Source organism: Mycobacterium riyadhense (assembly GCF_963853645.1).
GTDB lineage: Bacteria > Actinomycetota > Actinomycetes > Mycobacteriales > Mycobacteriaceae > Mycobacterium > Mycobacterium riyadhense.
The window spans coordinates 4515121-4534903 of sequence record NZ_OY970456.1 but is presented as its reverse complement, the minus strand read 5'-3'; the positions used below and the strand labels follow the sequence as shown (position 1 = coordinate 4534903).

Sequence of the window (19783 nt, the reverse complement as noted above, 5' to 3'; positions counted from 1 at the left end):
AGGGGAGGGGACCGACAGAACGGGCCGGCCGCGCGGTCGCTCAGCCGCGGGTAGTGTTGCCGATCACCTCGACCCCGGTGCCGTTCCAGTGGAACTTCACATCACTGTTCAAGCCATGGATGCCGCTGGGGTAGGTCAGCGCCACCGTATCGCCAGTGCACTGTGAGGTGTCAATGCCGTTGAACCCGTACGTGTCGGGCACACTTTGCGGAATGTAACGGCCCAGATGGAACAACACGGCCCGGGTGGTGGGGTTGATGGCGTTGGTGTTCGCCTTGACGATCACCGCCGACAGCTGAGCACACTCGTTGTAGTTGCCGGCCAGTGGTTCGGGATTCCACGGCTGCTCGCTGCGCGGGTCCCGAGGCAACTCGGAGACGACTTTCGCGATGGTGGGCGAGGCGAGGTTGACCGCGCACGGGTCGACGGGTGCGGCGCTGTTGCTGGGCGGGGCAGCGGTCGCCGACGGCGGGCCCGGCGTGCCCTCGGGCGCGTTGGGGACGGCCGTGGACGTGACCGGCGTGGCCGTTGGTGTCTTCGCGACGGTGGAGTCTCCCGAACCGCAGCCCGTCAACACGGTCGCGGCCAGGGTGACAGTGGCCACTGTCAGCGGCTTGACACGGCAGGGCAGGGACCACACATCGCGCACCGTACCGTGATCCGGCCCGCGGGTGTGGCAGGCGCGCGCCGCCCGGCGGCTGTGGCCAGGGGATACATGAAATTTTCCGGGAACCTTCAATGCGAGCCGGATACGTTGCCGTCTGCCGAGTTCGTTCGGGCCACGACGCATCGAAGGGTTTCCAAATGTCGTTTCTCACCGCGGCGCCTGAGGCGCTAACGTCCGCCGCACTCGACCTTAGTGGCATTGGTTCCACACTCAACGCGGCCAACGCCGCCGCCGCGGGCCAGACCACCAATTTGCTGGCCGCCGCGGCTCGCACGCGCAGGCCTATCAGGCGCTCAGCGCCCAAGTCTCGACGTTTCACGACCAGTTCGTCTCGGCACTGCGAGCGAGTGCGGGCGCGAATGCCAGCGCCGAGGCCACCAATGCCTCGCCGTTGCAGACGGTCCTGGACGTGGTCAACGCGCCGAGCATGGCGGCGGTGAATCGCCCGCTGATCGGCAACGGTGCCGCCGGTGCACCGGGGACCGGGGCAGATGGTGCACCGGGCGGGATATTGATCGGCAATGGTGGTGCCGGTGGGTCGGGCGGCCCCAACAATCTCGCCGGCGGTAACGGCGGGGCTGGCGGGTTGTTCGGCAATGGCGGCGCCGGCGGCGCGGGCTACTTGTCCGGTGCCGGCGGCAATGGTGGGGCGGCCGGGCTGTTCGGCAATGGCGGTGCCGGCGGGACCAGTGGCTTTAACACCCTCGGCGTCGGCGGGACCGGCGGTAATGGTGGCACCGGCGGCATCTTCGGCGTCGGCGGCCCCGGCGGGATGGGTGGCAACGGAATTGGCGTTGGCGGCGCTGGCGGTAACGGCGGTGCCGCTGGGACGTTCGGCACCGGCGGCACCAGTGGCAACGGCGGCTTTGGCAGCGCCAGCGCACTCGGCGCAGGCGACGGAACCGGCGGGGCCGGCGGCAGCGCCACCGGGCAATTTGGCCATGGCGGCGCCAGCGGGGTCGGGGGCGGGAGCGGGGCCACCGGGGGCGCCGGTGGTGCCGGTGGCCACGCAGGCACGCTGTACGGCGATGGCGGCACCGACCGGAACCGGCAAGGGTGGCATCGGCGGCACGGGCGGCGACGCCGGTGAAGTCGGCAATGGTGGTAGCGGCGGCAACGGCGGCTACGGCCCCACCAACGGCGCCGGCGGTAAGGGCGGCGCCGCCGGCACACAGACTGGGAGACCAGGGCGCCACGGGTTGAAGTAGCCCCGCGCGACGGCGCGTGTGCGAGCGCCGGACTTAGCTACTTCGACCTGAAAAAGTCGGCGCGTTGATCCGCGGGTTGATGGTGCTGAACAGGAAAGATGGCCTCAAGCCCTTGTTGCGGAAGGGATTGAGGCCATCGTGTTTCGTACTGTAGGCGATCAGGTGTCGCTTTGGGAGGCAGTGCTTCCCGCGGAGTTGTTGAAGTTGCCCGATGAGTTGGCGCGGGTCGATGGGCTGCTCGATGATCCGGTGTTCTTCGCCCCGTTCGAGCCGTTCTTCGATACACGGATCGGGCGTCCGTCCACGCCGATGGAGACCTATCTGCGGTTGATGTTCTTGAAGTTCCGTTACCGGCTGGGCTATGAGTCGCTGTGCCGAGAAGTCGCGGATTCGATCACTTGGCGCCGGTTCTGCCGGATCGGACTGGATGGGTCGGTGCCGCATCCGACCACGTTGATGAAGCTGACCACCCGGTGTGGCAGTGCGGCGGTCGACGGGCTCAATGAGGTGCTGTTGGCCAAGGCGGCTGAGGCGAAGTTGTTGCGTACTAATCGGATTCGGGTGGATACCACGGTGGTGCCGGCTAATGTGGCCTATCCGACCGATTCGAGTCTGCTGGCCAAGGCGACGCGCCGGATCGCCGGGATCGGCAAGCGGATCCAGGCCGCTGGGGGCGCGGTGCGCACCCAGCTGCGGGACCGCTCCCGCGCGGCGGGCAAGCGCGCGCACGCGATCGCGTCGAAACTGCGCTCTCGCGCCGCGCTGGGCCGCGACGAGGCCAAGGCCGCGGTGCTGACCAGCACCGGGGAGCTGGCTGTGCTGGCCAAAACCGCGGCGCGCGAGGCCGAGCGGCTACTGGTCAACGCCAAGCGGGCGGTGCGCCGGGCCCAGGTCAAAGCTGCCGACCTGCGCGCCCGCGGCGAGCATGATGCAGCAGCCGGCCGGCGACGTGGCCGGCTGGTGCGTGCGGTCAACGACCTGGCCAAACTGCTGGAAGCGACGCGGCAGATCGTGGCGCAGACCCAGCAGCGCGTCGCCGGGCACATCCCGGACGGGGCGAGTCGGCGGGTCAGCCTTCACGACGGCGATGCCCGCCCGATCGCCAAGGGCAGGCTGGGCCGGCCGGTCGAGTTCGGGCACAAGGCCCAGATCGTCGACAACGACGACGGCATCGTCCTGGACCACCGTGTGGAGCAAGGCAATCCACCCGACGCGCCGCAACTAGCGCCCGCGGTCAAACGGGTCACCAAACGCGCCCGGCGTACCCCGGGCACCGTCACCGCCGACCGCGGCTACGGCGAGGAACGCGTCGAAAACGACCTGCACGACCTCGGTGTACGTACGGTCGTGATACCGCGAAAAGGCAAACCCGGCAAGGCTCGGCAAGCCGAGGAACACCGGCCAGCCTTCCGACGAACAATCAAGTGGCGCACCGGCAGCGAAGGCCGCATCAGCACTCTCAAACGAAACTACGGTTGGAGCCGCTCCTCCATCGATGGCACCGAAGGAACCCGAATCTGGACCGGACACGGCGTCCTCGCCCACAACCTAGTCAAGATCAGCGGCCTCGCAGCATGACCCGACGCCCCAAAGCACGGATCTCTGCCTCCACAGTCACGCGGTATTCGCGCACCAACAGCAGACTCAGGGGCCGTCACTTTTTCAGGTCGAAGTAGCTAAACTCCATTTCAAATGGACCTCTCGGAGAATTCTCCCTCCACCACGTTCGCCGACCTGCAAATTCATCCACGCGTCTTGCGGGCGATCGGTGAAGTCGGTTACGAATCGCCAACGGCGATCCAGGCCGCCACCATCCCGGCGCTCATGGCGGGCTCGGATGTGGTGGGGCTGGCGCAGACCGGCACCGGCAAGACGGCGGCGTTTGCGATCCCGATCCTGTCCAGAATTGACACCACCAGCAAGGCCACCCAAGCACTGGTGCTGGCGCCCACCCGCGAGTTGGCGTTGCAGGTCGCCGAGGCGTTCAGCCGCTACGGGGCTCATCTGCCGCAGCTCAACGTGCTGCCGATCTATGGCGGGTCGTCCTACGGCGTGCAACTGGCCGGGCTGAGACGCGGTGCGCAGGTGGTTGTCGGGACCCCCGGCCGAGTCATCGACCACCTCGAGCGCGGCACGTTGGATCTGTCACACGTGGACTATCTGGTGCTCGACGAGGCGGACGAAATGCTAGCGATGGGTTTCGCCGAAGAGGTCGACCGCATCCTGTCCGACACCCCGGAATACAAGCAGGTGGCGCTGTTCTCGGCGACGATGCCGCCGACGATTCGCAAGATCACCACCAAGTATCTGCACGATCCGCTGGAAGTCACCTCCAAGGCGAAAACCGCTACCGCCGAGAACATTTCGCAGCGCTATATGCAAGTAGCAGGTCCACGAAAGATGGACGCGCTCACCCGAGTCCTGGAGGTCGAGCCGTTCGAGGCAATGATCGTCTTCGTCCGAACCAAGCAGGCGACCGAGGCGGTCGCCGAAAAGCTCAGGGCCCGAGGCTTTTCCGCGGCAGCCATCAACGGCGACATTCCGCAGGCGCAGCGCGAACGCACCATTACAGCACTGCGTGACGGCGGCATCGACATCCTGGTCGCTACCGATGTGGCGGCCCGCGGGCTGGACGTGGAGCGCATCTCGCATGTGCTTAACTACGACATCCCGCACGACACCGAGTCCTACGTACACCGGATCGGACGCACCGGCAGGGCCGGGCGTTCGGGTTCCGCGCTGTTGTTCGTCTCACCGCGGGAGCGCCACCTGCTCAAGGCGATCGAGAAGGCCACCCGGCAAACGCTCACCGAGGAGCAGCTGCCCACGGTCGAAGATGTCAACGCGCAACGAGTGGCGAAGTTCGCCGATTCCATCACCGACGCGCTCGGCGCCCCGGGCATCGAACTGTTCCGCCGCCTCGTCGAGGACTACGAACGCGAAAACAATGTGCCATTGGCCGATATCGCGGCGGCGCTGGCGTTGCAGTCACGCAACGGCGAGGAATTCTTACTGGTACCGGACGCGTCACCGCAGCGACCGGAAAAGCGAAGTCGCGAGGACCGCCCCGAAAAGCCCAGGCGCAAGCCGGCGTTCACCACCTACCGGGTCTCCGTCGGCAAGCGGCACAAGATCGGGCCGGGTGCAATCGTGGGCGCCATCGCCAATGAGGGCGGTTTGCACCGCAGCGATTTTGGCCACATCAGCATCGGGCCGGACTCCTCACTGGTGGAACTGCCGGCCAGACTGCCCAAAGCGACGCTGAAAAAGCTTGAAAAGACCCGGATTTCGGGTGTCCTGATCCACTTGCGGCCGGACCGGGCAGCCAAACCACGCCGGAAGCGCGCGGGATGACGCTGTCCGAGGAACGAGACGCCCAAGGCGGACTCGAGCAAACCGCCCACGTGGACCGGGTCGCCTCGCTCACCGGAATCCGGGCAGTCGCAGCGCTTCTGGTCGTCGGCACTCACGCGGCTTACACCACCGGCAAGTACACCCACGGCTATTGGGGCCTGGTCGGTGCCCGGTTGGAGATCGGGGTGCCGATCTTTTTCGTGCTCTCGGGTTTCCTGCTGTTCCGCCCGTGGGTGAAATCGGCGGCCACGGGCGGTCCGCCACCGTCGCTGAGTCGCTATGCGTGGCACCGGGTTCGGCGCATCATGCCGGCCTACATCATCACGGTGCTGTTCGCCTATGTTCTGTACCACTTCCGGGAGGCGGGGCCAAACCCCGGGCATAGCTGGGTGGGACTGATCCGCAACCTCACCTTGACGCAGATCTACACCGACGGCTATTTGGGTTCCTACCTGCATCAGGGCCTCACCCAGATGTGGAGCCTGGCAGTGGAGGCCGCCTTCTATGTGTCGCTGCCGCTGTTGGCCTACCTGCTGCTGGTCCTGATAAGCCGGCGACGCTGGCAGCCCAGGTTGCTGCTGGGCGCATTGGTGGCGCTGACGCTAATCAGCCCGCTTTGGTTGATCCTGGTGCACACCGATCACTGGTTTCCCGACGGCGCCCGACTGTGGCTGCCTACTTATCTCGCCTGGTTCCTCGGCGGCATGATGCTGGCCGTGTTGCAGGCCATGGGTGTGCGCTGCTACGCGTTCGCGGCCATTCCGCTGGCGGTCATCAGCTACTTCATCGTCTCGACTCCCATCGCGGGGGCGCCCACCACGTCGCCGGCGACGCTGAGCGAGGCGCTGGTCAAGACCGGCTTCTATGCCGTGATTGCCGCGCTGGCAGTGGCGCCGCTGGCCTTGGGCGACCAGGGCTGGTATTGGCGGTTGCTGGCCAGCCGCCCGGTGGTGTGGCTCGGTGAAATCTCCTACGAGATCTTCTTGATCCATCTGGTGACGATGGAATTCGCCATGGTTTATGTGGTCCGGGCACACGTATACACCGGCTCGATGCTGTACCTCTTTGTCGCGACGATCGCGATCACCCTCCCGTTGGCTTGGCTGTTGCACCGCTTCACGCGCGTCAAGGCCGATTAGGTGGTTTCGCCGCGGGCCTCTCGCCTCACGCTGGTAGCGGTTTGCCTCGCGGTTTTCATGTTGCTCCTCGACATGACCATCGTGTCGGCTGCGCTTGCCAACATTCAGGCATCGCTGGACGCCGAGCTCAGTGGATTGCAGTGGGTGGTAGACGCCTACGCGCTGCCCATGGCGGGCCTCCTGCTGAGCGCGGCCACGTTGGGCGACCGACTTGGACGGCGACGTCTTTTCCTGGCCGGAATGGTGGTGTTCACCCTCGCCTCGGTCGGCTGCGCATGGGCCGGCAGCATCGAGGCGCTGAACGCGTGCCGGGCGCTTCAGGGCGCGGGCGGGGCAGTCCTACTCGGCGTCTCACTGCCGATGGTGGCCGCGGCCTATCCCGAACAGCGCGGCAGAGGCGTAGCGATCGCGATCTACGGTGCCGTCATGGGCGCGGGCGCCGCCGTCGGGCCGCTGCTCGGCGGGGCGCTGGTGGGAGCTTTCGGCTGGGAATCGATCTTCCTGATCAACGTGCCGATCGGGTTGGTCGCGTTGGCGATAGCTGTATGGTTCGTGCCGGAATCCCGTGCGCCGCAAGATCGTCCGCTCGACTTGGTCGGCACGGCGGTGTTGACGGCCGCGCTGTTCGCCGGCACGTATGTGCTGATCGAAGGCAATCACCGTGGCTGGACCAGCCCGCTGATCGTCGTGCTGAGCGTGTTCTGCGTGGTGTCGCTGCTGCTGTTTGGCTGGTGGGAAGCACGCGTGAGTGCTCCCATGCTCGACCTGCGGGTGGTGCGCCGACCCGGTTTCGCCGGGGTATCGCTGGCGGCGTTCGCGGCGGCCGGAACACTGATCGCCTCGACCAACTACCTGGCGCTGTATTTCATGAACACCTTGGGATACAGCCCATTTCAGGCCGGCCTGCGAGCTCTGCCGCTGACCATCGCGTGCGTGCTGGGCGCCCCGCTGGCCATGACCGCCGCGCGCTACTTCCCCGCCTGGATGTCGATACCCGCTGGCGTCGTATTGATCGCGGTCGGGCTATGGCTGATGACCGGGGTCACCGAAAACACGCAATGGACACACTTCATTGGTGGTTCCGTCGTGGCCGGAATGGGCCTGGGTGGGTTGTTCGCGTTGACCTCCGACATCGCATTGCAATTCGTGCCGGTCGCCGACGCCGGGATGGCCACCGGCACGGTGAGCACGATCCGTCAGGTCGGCATCCTGGCCGGCGTCGCCGGCCTTGGGGCACTGTTCAGCCGGCATGCGGCCAACGGCGCCGCCGACGGACTTGCCGAGCTGCACGGTGTCGCCCCGGGCCCGGTTCGCCAGCTCATCGACCGGTTGTCCGCCGGCGCGGGTCTGCGGGTGCTTGATTTCCTGCCCGACGACCTCAGGCCGGCGCTGCCGGCGATCGCGCGGGTGGCTCGGCAGGCGAGCGCCGCCGGCATGCAGGCGGCCCTGGTGGCCGCCGCATTCGTCGCGACCGTCGCCGCCGTGGGCGCGGCCATGCTGATCGGGGTCGGTGCGCACCGCCAGCGGGTAACCTCCGAATAACATGATGGGTGACGCGATCCTGATCCCGGCGACCGATACCGGCCGCTACAGCGTCATGATCTCCACCGACCCCGCCGACATCGAAGCCGCGCAGCGGCTGCGCTATCGGGTGTTTGCCGACGAGCTCGGGGCGGCATTGCCGCGTGCCATCCGCGGATCGCTGACCGGGGAGATGATCGATGTCGACCAGTTCGATCCGCACAGCGATCATCTGCTGGCCAAGGACGAGACGAGCGGACAGATCGTTGGCTGCTACCGGCTGCTGCCGCCCGACGGCGCCCGCGCCGCCGGTGGACTGTTCGCCGACACCATCTTCGATATCGGTGGCCTGAATCGGTTGCGCCCCAAGCTTGTCGAACTTGGTCGCGCGAGTGTGCATGCCGAACACCGCAATGGCGCGGTGCTGGGTCTGCTGTGGGCCGCGATCCTGCGGTACCAGGAAATCACCGGCTATGAATGGGGGATCGGGTGCCTGTCGGTCCAAATGGAAGGCGGATACCGGCGGGGCGAGTTGGTGCGAGGCGTGCGCGATGCGGCCTTCGGTACTCGGCCCGCGCCGCCGTACTACCGGGTGACGCCACGAAACCCGGTTCAGGTCAACGGATTAAGCTTGTCCGAGTTGCCCGACCCCGGACGCGTGCGGATTCCGCCGATGGTGCAGGGCTCGCTGCGAATCGGCGGGATGATCTGCGGAGAGCCCTCCTATGATGCCGATTTCGACATGGCCGATTTCGTCGTCCTGATTAATCGGAGCATGGTGCGTGAACGCTATCTGCAACGGTTGACGCGTTCTCATGTCCACTCCTGAACGAACGGATTTGCTCGGTATCGGCTTCGGGCCGTCGAATCTCGCGTTGGCGATCGCGCTGGCCGAGCGCGATATGCGCGCGGTGTTCGTGGAGACCCAGCCGAGGTTCGGTTGGCACCGGGGCATGTTGCTGCCGAGCGCACGCATGCAGGTGCCGTTCCTCAAAGATTTGGTGACGCTGCGAAACCCAAAGAGCGACTTCACGTTTTTGAATTATCTGAGCGAGCGGGGCCGGATCGTCGAGTTCATCGGTAGGCACACTTTGTTTCCCAGCCGGATGGAATTCCATGACTATCTGGAGTGGGCTGCTTGCCGCGTGGCCGCCAATGTCCGCTATGGACACCGGGTCATCGAGGTGACTAGCGGCGAACCGGGCTTTGTGGTGCGGACGGATCCCAAGTGGGTGATTCACGCGCGGACATTGGTGCTGGGGACGGGTCTGCGCCCGGTGCTGCCCGACGGTGTTTCCGAAACTGCCCGCCAGTGGCATAGCCACACGCTGCTCAACGGTCTCGCCACGCTGAATGCCGCCGTGCCAACGCGATTCGCAGTTGTCGGTGCGGGTCAAAGCGCTGCGGAGGTGGTCGGCTACCTGCACGACACCTACCGGCAGGCACAGGTGCATGCGATCTTCACCCGATACGGCTACAGCGTGGCCGACGATAATCCTTATGCGAATCGGATTTTCGACCCCTCGGCCGTTGACGATTTCTATGGTGCCGGCCAACCGCTGCGTCAGCGACTTCTCGATTACCACCGATCAACCAATTATTCGGCCGTTGATCCGCAACTGCTCGACGACCTCTATTCCCGTGAGTATGCCGAGCGGGTGGCAGGTAGTCGACGGCTCATCATGCACAACGTCTCTGAAATCACCGGCACCCAAGAGTATCCGGATCGGGTGCGGCTGAAGATATCTCGCCTGGCCAATCCCACGCAGCAGACCCTGGACTGCGACGCGGTTGTTTACGCGACGGGATATGCGCCGCTGAACATTCGGGGATTCCTGGGCGATTTAGCTGGCCGCTACGAGTTCGATTCCGAGGGGCGGCCGGCTGTCGCGCGAGACTACCGGTTGGTGCCCAAATCGGGAGCACCGGGTGATATTTACCTCAACGGGTCGGTTGAGCACACGCACGGCCTGGCGTCCTCGTTGCTGTCGAATGTGGCGGTGCGCGCTGGTGAAATCGTCGCAGCAGTTGCCGCGCGACAGGATTAGGCGGCGGCGATCATCTCCGTATCACGGGTTCCGTGGGTTTCGTCGGCCGCGGGGGTATCCCGGGTTCTAGTGGCTCGGTCGGTTTTGGTGCCGGTGCGGTGGGAGGAGGTGCCGGCGTTGGGGTGGGTGCCGGCGGCGGGGTCGGCGTCGGCGCGGGCGTTGGTTCCGGCGCGGGGGCCGGCGAGCCTGGTTCGGTCGGCACCACGCCTGACGGCGTGGTCGGTGCACAGGGTAGACCTGGCAAGAAGCGCAGCAGCTGCAGGATCGGCGGCAATTGGGTCAGTTGGCCCCAGGCAGTCGAGACGCTGAGATGATAGCCGAACATTGCTGTCACATCCTGGGCCCACATATCCTCGTACAGAGCCTCAAACGCGGCGATCGCTGGAAAATTCAGGCCAAAGAAATTCGTGTTTGCCAGGGCGGCGGTCACGGCCCGGTTGGCTGCGATCACTAAGGGGGGCACTGTGGCAGCGTGTGCCGCCTCGAAAGCGGCGGCACACGCCGCGGCTTGGCTGGAAGCCAGCTCGGAATGGGCGGCCGCAGCGCTGAGCCACGCCGCATATGGCGCGGCCGCTGTCATCATCTTTTCCGCTGAGGCACCCTGCCATGCACCGTTGGCCACGTCTGCGGTCCTCGACGCAAATGCGGCCGCGGCCTCGCGCAACTGCTCGGCCAACCCACCCCAGCCCGCCGCGGCCGTGAGCATCGGCTCTGATCCGGCACCGCTATTCAGTAGCGCCGAGTTGATTTCCGGAGGCAACGCGAGGTAACTCATCACCAATCCTTCCCTTGGGGCCAATCTCAGGCGTGTCGCTAGCCACGGCCGCAAACGGGGTGCCGCACAACGCCGAGTCCTTATGAATCGCCGGGTACCGCCATCTGGGGGCTGGAATTTTGGGCACAGCTACCATGTCGCGCTCACCTCCACGACATTTAGTGCCCGCCGATCACCCGGCAGATGATCGATGAGCCATAACATAACGCCGCTGCTGGGGTGAGTCAGCAATTTCGCAGAAAATCCGAATTTGTAGAACTCGAATATGCAATTACTGGCGTGTGGAAATCGGCGTCAGGATCGGGACGACAAACTCCTCGAGCATTGCCCGCTCGTCGGCTTCGTCGGGGCCAGGGAACATCAGCAGGGAGATGATCACTCGCACCGCCCATCGGGCCCGTCGTTCGACGGTGGTTGGGTCGTTGGGCCCAAGAGAGCTCAGAAACCCGGCGGCCAGGGCGGTGATCACGTCGGACTGTCCGGCCATCTCGCCGCCGATCGGTCGCCGGGTCGACCCGAACCATGCTGCCAGTGCCGGGCTCTCGCGAACCATCCGCAACGTGGCGGTGATGCTGGCGATAAGCCGCTCGCGGGGGTCCTCGACGCCCTGGATACGCTCCAGGATCTCGCGGCCGACCCGGCGCGTCTCGCGATGCACGTAGGCGGTTCGCAGCGCCTCCCGGCTGTCGAAGTACCTATACAGCGTCGCGCGGGAACAGCCTGCGGCTCTGGCGATTTCGTTCATGCCGATCGAATCCGGGTCGCGCTCGGTGTAGAGCCGCTCGGCGGCATCCAGTATCCGATCCGCGGCCGCCTCGGTGCGGTGCGTGGAAAGCCAGTCGCTCCCAGCCATTAGGGCCGCACCGTGAACGGCACTGACAACGGGCGCCGGACGTAACTGCCACCGGACCACACGATGCGCGATACGTCGATGTCGAAGTTCGGGCAGCGCGCCAGCAACTCGGTCAGCGCGACCCGTGATTGCATCCGGGCCGCGGCCGCGCCCAGGCAGTGGTGCGCGCCGTGGCTGAACGTCAGGATGTTGCGCGGGCGGCGGGTCACGTCGAGTTCGCCTGCGTCCGAGCCGTATTGGTGTTCATCGCGGTTGGCCGACCCGTAGAGCAGCAGCACCCGGCGACCGGCGGGGATCGTGGTGTCGTCGATCGTCACGTCTCGGGTTGCCGTGCGGGCCAGGTTCTGCACCGGCGAGGTGAGCCGCAGCAGTTCGTCCACGGCGTCGGGAATGAGCGTCGGGTGGTTGACCAGCAGTTGGCGCTGGTCGGGCCGCTCGTGCAGCAACGGCATCGAGCCGCCGAGCATGCCGGTCACGGTGTCGTTGCCACCGGTGACCATGGTGAACGTGAAACCCAGTATCGACAGGACACCGGCGATATCGCCGTCGGCACCGACCCCGGCAGAAACCAGGTGCGAGATGGTGTCGTCCTCGGGCTCGGTACGGCGTCGCTCGATCAGCGCGGTGAAATAGGCCATCATCGCTCCGACCGCATCAGTGGCGGTTTCCGATGCCGCGGCGACGTCGCTTTCGGCCGTATTAGCGGCGACAATGGCCTGCGTCCAGCCGTCGAACTGAACCCAATCCTCCTCGGGCACACCGAGATAGTGCGCGACCACCATCGACGGCAGCGGTTTGAACAGTTCGGTGACAATATCGCCGCCGCCGGCCGCGCGTAGCTTCTTGAGCCGCTCGACGACAAACTCATGTACCTTCGGCTGGACCGCCTCGACCTGACGCGGGGTGAAACCGCGGGACACCAGTTTGCGAAACTCGGTGTGCACCGGTGGATCCTGCATCACCATCGGTAGATTGTCCTGCAGCCCAATCACTTCCAGGTCGCCGTAATTGACCGTCAGTCCCTGCGCCGACGAGAACGTCTCGTGGTCACGAGCGGCGGCCCAGACGTCGCGATGGCGCGACAGCACGTAGTAGTCGTGTTCCGGGCGCCCGGGCGGGATGCAGCGGTGCACCGGGTCGTGGTCGCGCAGCGCCTTATACATCGGCCACGGATTTGGCCAGGTCTCGGCGGTGGCGAGCTGAAATCCGTGAGACACAGCTATCGGCATGTCTCATTCGTACGACGGATCAGCAGTAATGTCAAATCACCGACCGTGAACCACCCGGCGCGCCGACACGGCGTCGTGAGATTCACACTCGTTGGAAAAGTCAGATCCCGCTGCCCGGGTTCAGAATTCCCAGCGGGTCCAACGCCTGCTTGATACGCCGGTTGAGGTCCATGACCTCGGGCCCCAGATAACCGGCCAACCACGGCCGCTTCAGCCGCCCAACCCCGTGTTCGCCGGTGATCGTGCCGCCGAGTCCAACGGCCAAATCCATGATCTCGCCGTACGCGACATGCGCGCGCTCCACCATCGCCAAATCCGCGGCGTCATACACCAGCAGCGGGTGGGTATTGCCATCGCCGGCGTGCGCGATCACCGAGATCATTAGGTCGCGCTCCGAAGCGATGCGCGCGATTCCGGTGACCAGCTCGCCCAATGCGGGCAACGGTACCCCGACATCTTCGAGCAAAAGCGATCCCTTGCTTTCAACCGCTGGGATGCAGAACCGGCGCGCGGCCACGAACGCTTCGCCTTCGTCGGGATCGTCGGTGGAAAACACTTCTGTCGCACCGCTTTCGGCGAACACCGCGGCCATCACTTCGGCGTCCTGGCTGCCCGCGAGCCCACGTTCGTCGGAACCGGCCACCAGCATCGCGGCCGCAGTGCGGTCCAAGTCCATTCGCATGGTGTCCTCGACAGCGTTGATCGCCACCGAATCCATGAACTCGAGCATCGAGGGACGAAGCCGCGCGGTAACCCCCAGCACCGCGTCGATCGCCGCCCGCACCGAGCCGAAGCTGGCCACCACAATGCTCGACGCGTTCTGTGCGGGTATCAGCCGCAGCGTCACCTCGGTGATGACCCCGAGCGTGCCCTCGCTGCCGACGAACAACTTCGTCAGCGAGAGCCCGGCCACATCTTTCAAACGCGGGCCACCGAGGCGGACCGCGGTGCCGTCGGCCAGCACCACCTGCATGCCCAGCACGTAGTCCGTGGTGACGCCGTACTTCACGCAGCACAACCCGCCGGCGTTGGTGGCGATGTTGCCGCCGATGCTGCAGATCTCGAACGATGAGGGATCGGGCGGATACCAGAGGCCGTGTTCGGCGGCGGCCTGCTTCACCTCGGCGTTGAACAGCCCGGGCTGGCATACCGCGGTGCGGGTGACCGGGTCGACGGTGATGTCGCGCATCTTTTCCGTCGACAGCACGATCCCGTTGTCTAGCGCGGTCGCCCCGCCCGACAGGCCACTGCCGGCACCCCGGGTGACCACCGGCACCCGATGGGCGGAAGCCCACCGCAGCACGGTCTGCACCTCTTCGGTGCGCCGCGGCCGAACCACGGCCAGCGGTTTGCCCGCCGACGGGTCAAAAGCGCGATCCTGCCGATAGCCATCGGTAATCGCGGGGTCGGTGACCACCACCCCTTCCGGCAATTCGGCGATCAGGCCCGCCAATACGGCCAATACGTCCACCGGGCCGATCCTACGATTCGATGGCGAACTCGGGCTCGCGATCCAGCTCACGCAGCGACGGCAGCTGGGTACAGATCAGGCCGGTGACCAAGATCGGCAGCGCCAGTGCGAAGAACGTTGCCTTCAACCCGGCGGCGTCGGTCAGCGGACCGGCCAGCAGCAACCCCAACGGACCCGCGGCATAGGCCAGCGACGTCATCACGCCAACCACTCGGCCACGCAGATAATGCGGCGCCCGGGTCTGCATGACGTAGTTGTAGATCGGCTGGATTGGCCCGTAGACCAGGCCGATCACCGCGCACGACGCCAGGATGACCGGCAACGGCGGCAGCAGTGCGATCACAGCCGTCGCCACGCCAAGAGTGAGCACCGCGGTCAGCATGATGGTGCGCCGCGCCAGGTACTTCACCACCACCGCGTAGCCGAACGCGCCGATCAAGCCGCCGATGGACAGCGCCATGAGCACCGAACCCAGCTGTGCGGGTTGCTGCCGGTCGGTGAAGTACTTCGGGAAAAGCACGCTCTCCATCGGCAGGTACAGCGCGGTCACGGTCAGATCGATCAGCGCCAGCGCGCGCAGTACCCGCAAGTTCCATACAAAGCGCAGTCCGTGCGCGACCCCGGACACCAGCCCGTCGGGCCGGGTCGCGTGGTGTGGCTTGCCCGCGCCCTCAAGCCGCAGGGCGGCAATCGCGAGGATGGACAACCCGAATGCCCCGGCGGTGATCCACATCGTGGTGATCCCGCCAACCGTCGCGATCATCAAACCACCGATGCCCGGGCCCACGACAAAGGCCAGGTTGATTATCGCCTCGTAGCTGCTGTTGACCCGGTCCAGCGACCAGCCCGCCCGGGCCGCGGCCTCGGGCAGCATCGACTGGCGGGCCGTTATCCCGGCCGGGTCAAAGGCCGCCCCGCAGGCACCCAATGTCGCCAGCACCGCGACATTAACCGCGTCGGAGCCGAATGCCCACGCCACGAGCGGGACGGCGGCCACCGATGCCCCGGATAGCGCGTCGGAAACCATGGACACCCAGCGTCGGCCGAAGTAGTCCACCGCGGTGCCCGCGACCAGCGTGGAGAACAGCAGCGGCAGTGTCGCCGCGCCGGCCACGATCGACGCCTGTCCGGCGCTGCCGTCGCGCTGCAATACCAGCCACGGAAAGGCGACTATCGAGATGCCGTTGCCCGCACACGCCATCAGCGTGGCGAAAAGGACCAGAAATGCCGGGCCGCGGCTGTTGTTTCGCATGGGATATCGCGGCCGAATCTAACGCCAAAGCGAAACCGGAACCACTGAATTTCCACGGGCGGGCAGGATGTTCGTGTGCTCACCCATCCCAGAACGGGCCGGAGCTTCGATTCTCCGGTCGCGCCCGGCACCGGCTGGCCGGGCGATCCCGCGACGCCGCAGACCCCAGTGGCTGCCGACGCCCCGCAGGTCGTGACGCTGGCACAGCAAGCCGGCTCGATTCCCGAACTCGACGCGGTGATCAGCGTGTGCCGCGCGTGCCCCCGGCTAGTTACCTGGCGGGAGGACGTCGCCGTCGCCAAGCGTCGAGCGTTCGCCGACCAGCCATACTGGGGCCGCCCGGTGCCCGGCTGGGGATCGGAGCGGCCGTGGCTGCTGATCGTCGGGCTGGCCCCGGCTGCGCACGGCGCCAATCGGACCGGTCGGATGTTCACCGGGGACCGGTCGGGGGACCAGCTGTACGCGGCACTGTGTCGGGCCGGGTTGGTGAACCAGCCGATCAGCGTCGATGCCGCAGACGGGTTGCGGGCCAACCGGATTCGCATCGTGGCGCCGGTGCGTTGCGCGCCCCCGGCCAACGCGCCGACGCCGGCCGAGCGGCTCACCTGCTCGCCGTGGCTGAACGCCGAATGGCGTCTGGTGTCCGATGCGGTCCGGGTGATCGTTGCGTTGGGCGGGTTCGCCTGGCAGGTCGCGTTGGGGCTGCCGGGCCTAGCGGGTACCCGTAAGCCGAAGTTCGGCCATGGCGTCGTGGCTGACTTACCGTCGGGGGTGCGATTGCTCGGTTGCTACCACCCGAGCCAGCAGAACATGTTCACCGGTAGGTTGACTCCGGCTATGCTCGACGACATTTTCACCGAAGCCAAGAAGTGGGCAGGGATCAATTGACACGGACGGTTCTGGTATCCGGCGCCAGTGTGGCCGGTCTGACGGTGGCGTATTGGCTTGGGCAGTACGGCTATTCGGTTACCGTGGTGGAGCGCTATCCCGGCCTGCGGCCGGGCGGCCAGGCGATCGACGTCCGTGGGCCGGCGCTGACTGTGCTGGAACGCATGGGGCTGCTGGCAGCCGCCGAGGCCAAGAAGACCGGGATACGCGGCGCATCCGTCGTCGACCGCGACGGCAATGAGCTATCCCGGGATACCGAATCCACTCCGACCGGTGGTCCGATCGACAACCCCGATATCGAGCTGCTGCGTGATGACCTCGTCGAATTGCTTTATGGCGCAACCCAACCGGATACCGAGTATCTGTTCGACGACAGCATTGCCGCGTTGGACGACGACGGCACCTCGGTCACGGTGACCTTCGAGCGCGCCGTGGCCCGCAGCTTCGACTTCGTGCTCGGCGCCGACGGCTTGCATTCCAACGTGCGCAGACTGGTTTTCGGCCCGGAGGAGCAATTCATCAAGAGACTGGGCACTCACGCGGCGATTTTTACCGTGCCCAACTTCCTGGAACTGGACTACTGGCAGACGTGGCACTATGGCGACACCACCATGGCCGGCGTTTACAGCGCACGCGACAATGCCGAGGCCCGGGCCGCGTTGGCGTTCATGGACACCGAACTGCGCATCGATTACCGCGACACCGAGGCGCAGTTCGCCGAACTGGAACGACGGATGGCCGAAGACGGCTGGGTCCGCGCACAACTACTGCATTACATGCGCAACGCACCGGATTTCTACTTCGACGAGATGTCGCAGATCACGATGGACAGCTGGTCGAAGGGCAGGGTGGCCGTCGTCGGCGACGCCGGGTATTGCTGTTCGCCGTTGTCGGGGCAGGGCACCAGTGTCGCCTTGCTGGGGGCCTACATTCTCGCTGGTGAGCTGAAGCTGGCCGGCACCGATTACCGGCGCGGCTTCGCGAACTACCACGCCGAATTCAACGGTTTCGTCGAGCGCAACCAGTGGCTGGTCAGCGACAACATCCCCGGTGGTGAGCCGATACCCCAGGAGGAGTTCGACCGCGTCGTGAACTCGATCAACCTCGAGGACTATTGAGCCTGGCCGGGAAGGTTCGACCGGATGCACGCTGCCGGACGCAGGCCGGTGTGGATGGCGCAGAAAGCGAGTATGTCGGCGTGCAGGTCGATGAGTCGCGAGGTTGCGCGGTCGCCGTGGCCAACGTTGTGTTCGGTGCGCAGCAGGATGGGTTTGGTAGCTGCGGTGGCATGTTGCAGTTCTGCGGTCAGCTTGCGGGAGTGAGCGGCGCCGACCCGATCGTCATGACGGGCGCTGGTCACCAGAACCGCCGGGTAGGCGGTGCCCGCTCGGACATTGTGGTACGGCGAATAGCTCAGCAGCGTGTGTCGATCGGTTGGGTTGTCTGGGTCGCCAAATTCGTTGATCCACCAGGAGCCGATCCCCAGGTGGGGATAGCGAATCATGTCCGTTAATGCATCAGAGCAGACCACCGCGGCATAGAGGTGTGGGTCTTGGGTGAGGGCTACCGCGGCGGTGAGTCCACTGTGGGAACCGCCGCGGACGGCCAACTGCTGTGGTGTTGTCCAGCCCTGAGCGTGTAGCCATCGAGCCGCGGCGCTGAAGTCGGCGAAGGCGTTTGGCTTGTTGTGGTGACGTCCGGCAGCATGCCAGGCGCTGCCGTATTCGCCGCCGCCGCGCACTCCGGCGATGGCATAGATTCCTCCGGCGCGCACCCAGGCCAGCAGGGAGGGAGTGTAGGTAGCGGAGATGGTTGCTCGGAAGCCGCCGTATGCGGTCAGGATGGTCGGGCGCGGCCCGTGGGTATATCCGGCGGGAACGATGAGGTACAACGGGATTTCGGTCCCGTCGTCCGAGGTGTAACGCATCCGATGGACGGCTGCCTCCGGCGCGTCGGTCGCAAAGTGGTGGACTCCGGTCTCTGGCGCATCGGGCTGAATTGTTTGATCGGCCAGATCAAACCGGTACACCTTCGGCGGAGTGAGGAAATCGGTGAACACAAACCGAGCGTGGCCTGGTTCGGCTTGGGCGCTGGCCAGTGTGCTAATGGTGGCTGGTCCATCGGTCGGGGTGGGGATGTCGGCCAACAGCCGTCCATCTTGGTCGTGCAGGCTCAGCTGGGGATGGCCGTTCGCCGAGGTGGCAACGAGTAAGCGGGGTTGGCCGTTGGTGGGCTCCGTCAAAGCGGCGCATCCGGTGATCACGTTCCCTGGTGCAGGGGTGATAATCGGTTGCCAGACGGCATAATTGGGTTGCTCGGGATTGACCCGGAAGATCTGGCAGTCAGCTGCATCTCGGGTGGTGATGGCGTACATCAGCTCACTCGTGCCGACTTTGAGGAGTGCCTGCGCGTTATCGGTGGTGCCGTCGAAGATTTTCTGTAGCTGCGGGGCGGCGGGATCATGGCTGGCGGTATTGAGCTCAGCAAGGTATAGGTCGTTGCCGCTTCGTGCGCCAGCTGAACAACTGACTATGAGCCAGCGACCGTCGCCGCTGACCATGACCGTCAATTGGCGCATCCGGGTGCGGAAAACCGGTACATCGGACGAGCCGCTGGACGCTCTAGCGAGCCGATGTAGGCAGATTTGCTGCTCAGCCTCGGTGGCTCCACCCTTGACGTAGTAGTAGCCCGAGTCGTCGGGAAGCCATGCGATAGGGGTCAATCGGCCGGGATGGATTGGTTGCGCGACGTCGCGACCGGTGGCGACGTCGAGCAACCGCAGTTCGGGTTGTTCGCTGCCGCCGCGTGAAAGTTGGTAGGCGAGCAATCGTCCAGTCCACGACGGACGCCACGCGGCGAGAGTTGTCGTCCCGGAGGCGTCGTCGGTCAGCGGATCGATCAATACCCTGGCCGAGCCGGTCTGCTCGTCGGCGACCATCAATACCGCGAGATCCTGTCCGGGTTGACAGTGCAAGTAGAACCGGCGCGACTCACGTCGCACCGGCACGCCGACCACCGGGCTCAAGGCCGAACCGACGTCAGTCAATTCCTGCATAACGTCCCGGAAGGCCACGCGGCATCGATCCATTGCTGGTAATGCCTGCAGGCGCAGCGCTTCCTGGCCATCAAGCCACCGCTGAGTCTCCTGGCTGTCGTCGTCTTCCAGCCAACGGTACGGGTCGGCGACGCGTCGGGAACGGGGAAGGGCACCGTCTGCCCGGTGTGCCAACAGCACCCTGCTACCTCGACATTCGTTTGCTTGTCTTTCCAGATGTATATCGAGGGACGGCCTTTCGCCGGCCGTCCCTCGACGCGTCACCGTTTACTCGCTGTCGCCAAGCATCAAGGCGGTTTCCCAATCCGAAGACAGCGCCAACT

15 protein-coding genes and 1 pseudogene are annotated in these 19783 nt (G+C 65.7%); 9 read left to right on the top strand and 7 right to left on the bottom strand.

What is annotated here, in order from left to right:
* Nucleotides 1-40: 40 nt before the first annotated feature.
* Complete coding sequence (locus tag AADZ78_RS19990; RefSeq protein ID WP_085253375.1) at nucleotides 41-649, bottom strand: LppP/LprE family lipoprotein; 609 nt, start codon at nucleotides 647-649, stop codon at nucleotides 41-43.
* A gap of 155 nt (nucleotides 650-804) precedes the next feature.
* Between AADZ78_RS19990 and AADZ78_RS19985 the strand changes: the two are divergent.
* The 7 genes and pseudogenes from AADZ78_RS19985 to AADZ78_RS19955 form a co-directional block, all read left to right on the top strand.
* Nucleotides 805-1839, top strand: a pseudogene (locus AADZ78_RS19985) (PE family protein); the annotation flags it as partial.
* 174 nt (nucleotides 1840-2013) lie between these two features.
* Nucleotides 2014-3453 carry an ISNCY family transposase gene (locus AADZ78_RS19980; RefSeq protein ID WP_085251832.1) on the top strand — a complete coding sequence of 480 codons (1440 nt, stop codon included), beginning with the start codon at nucleotides 2014-2016 and terminating at the stop codon, nucleotides 3451-3453.
* A 114-nt stretch (nucleotides 3454-3567) separates the two neighbouring features.
* Complete coding sequence (locus AADZ78_RS19975; RefSeq protein ID WP_085249947.1) at nucleotides 3568-5229, top strand: DEAD/DEAH box helicase; 1662 nt, start codon at nucleotides 3568-3570, stop codon at nucleotides 5227-5229.
* Nucleotides 5226-6368, top strand: coding sequence for an acyltransferase family protein (locus AADZ78_RS19970; protein WP_085249948.1), 1143 nt, complete (start codon nucleotides 5226-5228; stop codon nucleotides 6366-6368). The genes AADZ78_RS19975 and AADZ78_RS19970 overlap by 4 nt, the downstream gene beginning before the upstream one ends.
* Nucleotides 6369-7910, top strand: a complete 1542-nt coding sequence (locus AADZ78_RS19965; protein WP_264033284.1) for a DHA2 family efflux MFS transporter permease subunit — start codon at nucleotides 6369-6371, stop codon at nucleotides 7908-7910.
* Nucleotide 7911: 1 nt separating this feature from the next.
* Nucleotides 7912-8718: a GNAT family N-acetyltransferase gene (locus AADZ78_RS19960; RefSeq protein ID WP_085249949.1), complete on the top strand. Its 807-nt coding sequence runs from the start codon at nucleotides 7912-7914 to the stop codon at nucleotides 8716-8718.
* A 10-nt stretch (nucleotides 8719-8728) separates the two neighbouring features.
* A complete protein-coding gene (locus tag AADZ78_RS19955; protein ID WP_085249950.1) occupies nucleotides 8729-9937 on the top strand; it encodes a lysine N(6)-hydroxylase/L-ornithine N(5)-oxygenase family protein in 1209 nt (402 codons plus the stop codon).
* Between the two features lie 10 nt (nucleotides 9938-9947).
* Here AADZ78_RS19955 and AADZ78_RS19950 read toward each other — a convergent pair whose 3' ends face one another.
* From AADZ78_RS19950 to AADZ78_RS19930, 5 genes are all read right to left on the bottom strand, one after another.
* Nucleotides 9948-10712 (bottom strand): PPE family protein, encoded by a 765-nt coding sequence (locus tag AADZ78_RS19950; protein WP_085249951.1) that lies wholly within the window; start codon nucleotides 10710-10712, stop codon nucleotides 9948-9950.
* A 271-nt stretch (nucleotides 10713-10983) separates the two neighbouring features.
* Nucleotides 10984-11565: a TetR/AcrR family transcriptional regulator gene (locus AADZ78_RS19945; protein ID WP_085249952.1), complete on the bottom strand. Its 582-nt coding sequence runs from the start codon at nucleotides 11563-11565 to the stop codon at nucleotides 10984-10986.
* The gene (locus AADZ78_RS19940) at nucleotides 11565-12794 is read right to left on the bottom strand and encodes a cytochrome P450 (RefSeq protein ID WP_085249953.1); all 1230 of its coding nucleotides are present in this window, start codon (nucleotides 12792-12794) and stop codon (nucleotides 11565-11567) included. Before AADZ78_RS19940 ends, AADZ78_RS19945 begins: the two co-directional genes overlap by 1 nt.
* A 100-nt stretch (nucleotides 12795-12894) precedes the next feature.
* On the bottom strand, nucleotides 12895-14256 hold the full coding sequence (locus AADZ78_RS19935; protein ID WP_085249962.1) for an FAD-binding oxidoreductase: 1362 nt from the start codon (nucleotides 14254-14256) through the stop codon (nucleotides 12895-12897).
* Nucleotides 14257-14275: 19 nt separating this feature from the next.
* Nucleotides 14276-15517, bottom strand: coding sequence for an MFS transporter (locus AADZ78_RS19930; RefSeq protein ID WP_085249954.1), 1242 nt, complete (start codon nucleotides 15515-15517; stop codon nucleotides 14276-14278).
* 75 nt (nucleotides 15518-15592) lie between these two features.
* Here AADZ78_RS19930 and AADZ78_RS19925 point away from each other — a divergent pair, with 75 nt between their 5' ends.
* Both AADZ78_RS19925 and AADZ78_RS19920 read left to right on the top strand, forming a co-directional pair.
* Entirely contained in the window at nucleotides 15593-16405 is an 813-nt protein-coding gene (locus AADZ78_RS19925) for a uracil-DNA glycosylase (protein ID WP_085249955.1), read from the top strand.
* A complete protein-coding gene (locus AADZ78_RS19920) occupies nucleotides 16402-17523 on the top strand; it encodes an FAD-binding protein (protein WP_139828630.1) in 1122 nt (373 codons plus the stop codon). Before AADZ78_RS19925 ends, AADZ78_RS19920 begins: the two co-directional genes overlap by 4 nt.
* On the opposite strand, the gene AADZ78_RS19915 is transcribed toward AADZ78_RS19920, so the two are convergent.
* Nucleotides 17517-19640: a prolyl oligopeptidase family serine peptidase gene (locus tag AADZ78_RS19915; RefSeq protein ID WP_169726268.1), complete on the bottom strand. Its 2124-nt coding sequence runs from the start codon at nucleotides 19638-19640 to the stop codon at nucleotides 17517-17519. The genes AADZ78_RS19920 and AADZ78_RS19915 overlap by 7 nt on opposite strands.
* Between the last annotated feature and the right edge of the window lie 143 nt (nucleotides 19641-19783).

Excerpts from the sequence above, each read along its gene's own strand:
- AADZ78_RS19975 (WP_085249947.1), top strand. The coding sequence starts at position 3,568 with ATGGACCTCTCGGAGAATTCTCCCTCCACCACGTTCGCCGACCTGCAA.
- AADZ78_RS19970 (WP_085249948.1), top strand. The coding sequence starts at position 5,226 with ATGACGCTGTCCGAGGAACGAGACGCCCAAGGCGGACTCGAGCAAACC.
- AADZ78_RS19960 (WP_085249949.1), top strand. The coding sequence starts at position 7,912 with ATGATGGGTGACGCGATCCTGATCCCGGCGACCGATACCGGCCGCTAC.
- AADZ78_RS19950 (WP_085249951.1), bottom strand. The coding sequence starts at position 10,712 with ATGAGTTACCTCGCGTTGCCTCCGGAAATCAACTCGGCGCTACTGAAT.
- AADZ78_RS19945 (WP_085249952.1), bottom strand. The coding sequence starts at position 11,565 with ATGGCTGGGAGCGACTGGCTTTCCACGCACCGCACCGAGGCGGCCGCG.
- AADZ78_RS19940 (WP_085249953.1), bottom strand. The coding sequence starts at position 12,794 with ATGCCGATAGCTGTGTCTCACGGATTTCAGCTCGCCACCGCCGAGACC.
- AADZ78_RS19930 (WP_085249954.1), bottom strand. The coding sequence starts at position 15,517 with ATGCGAAACAACAGCCGCGGCCCGGCATTTCTGGTCCTTTTCGCCACG.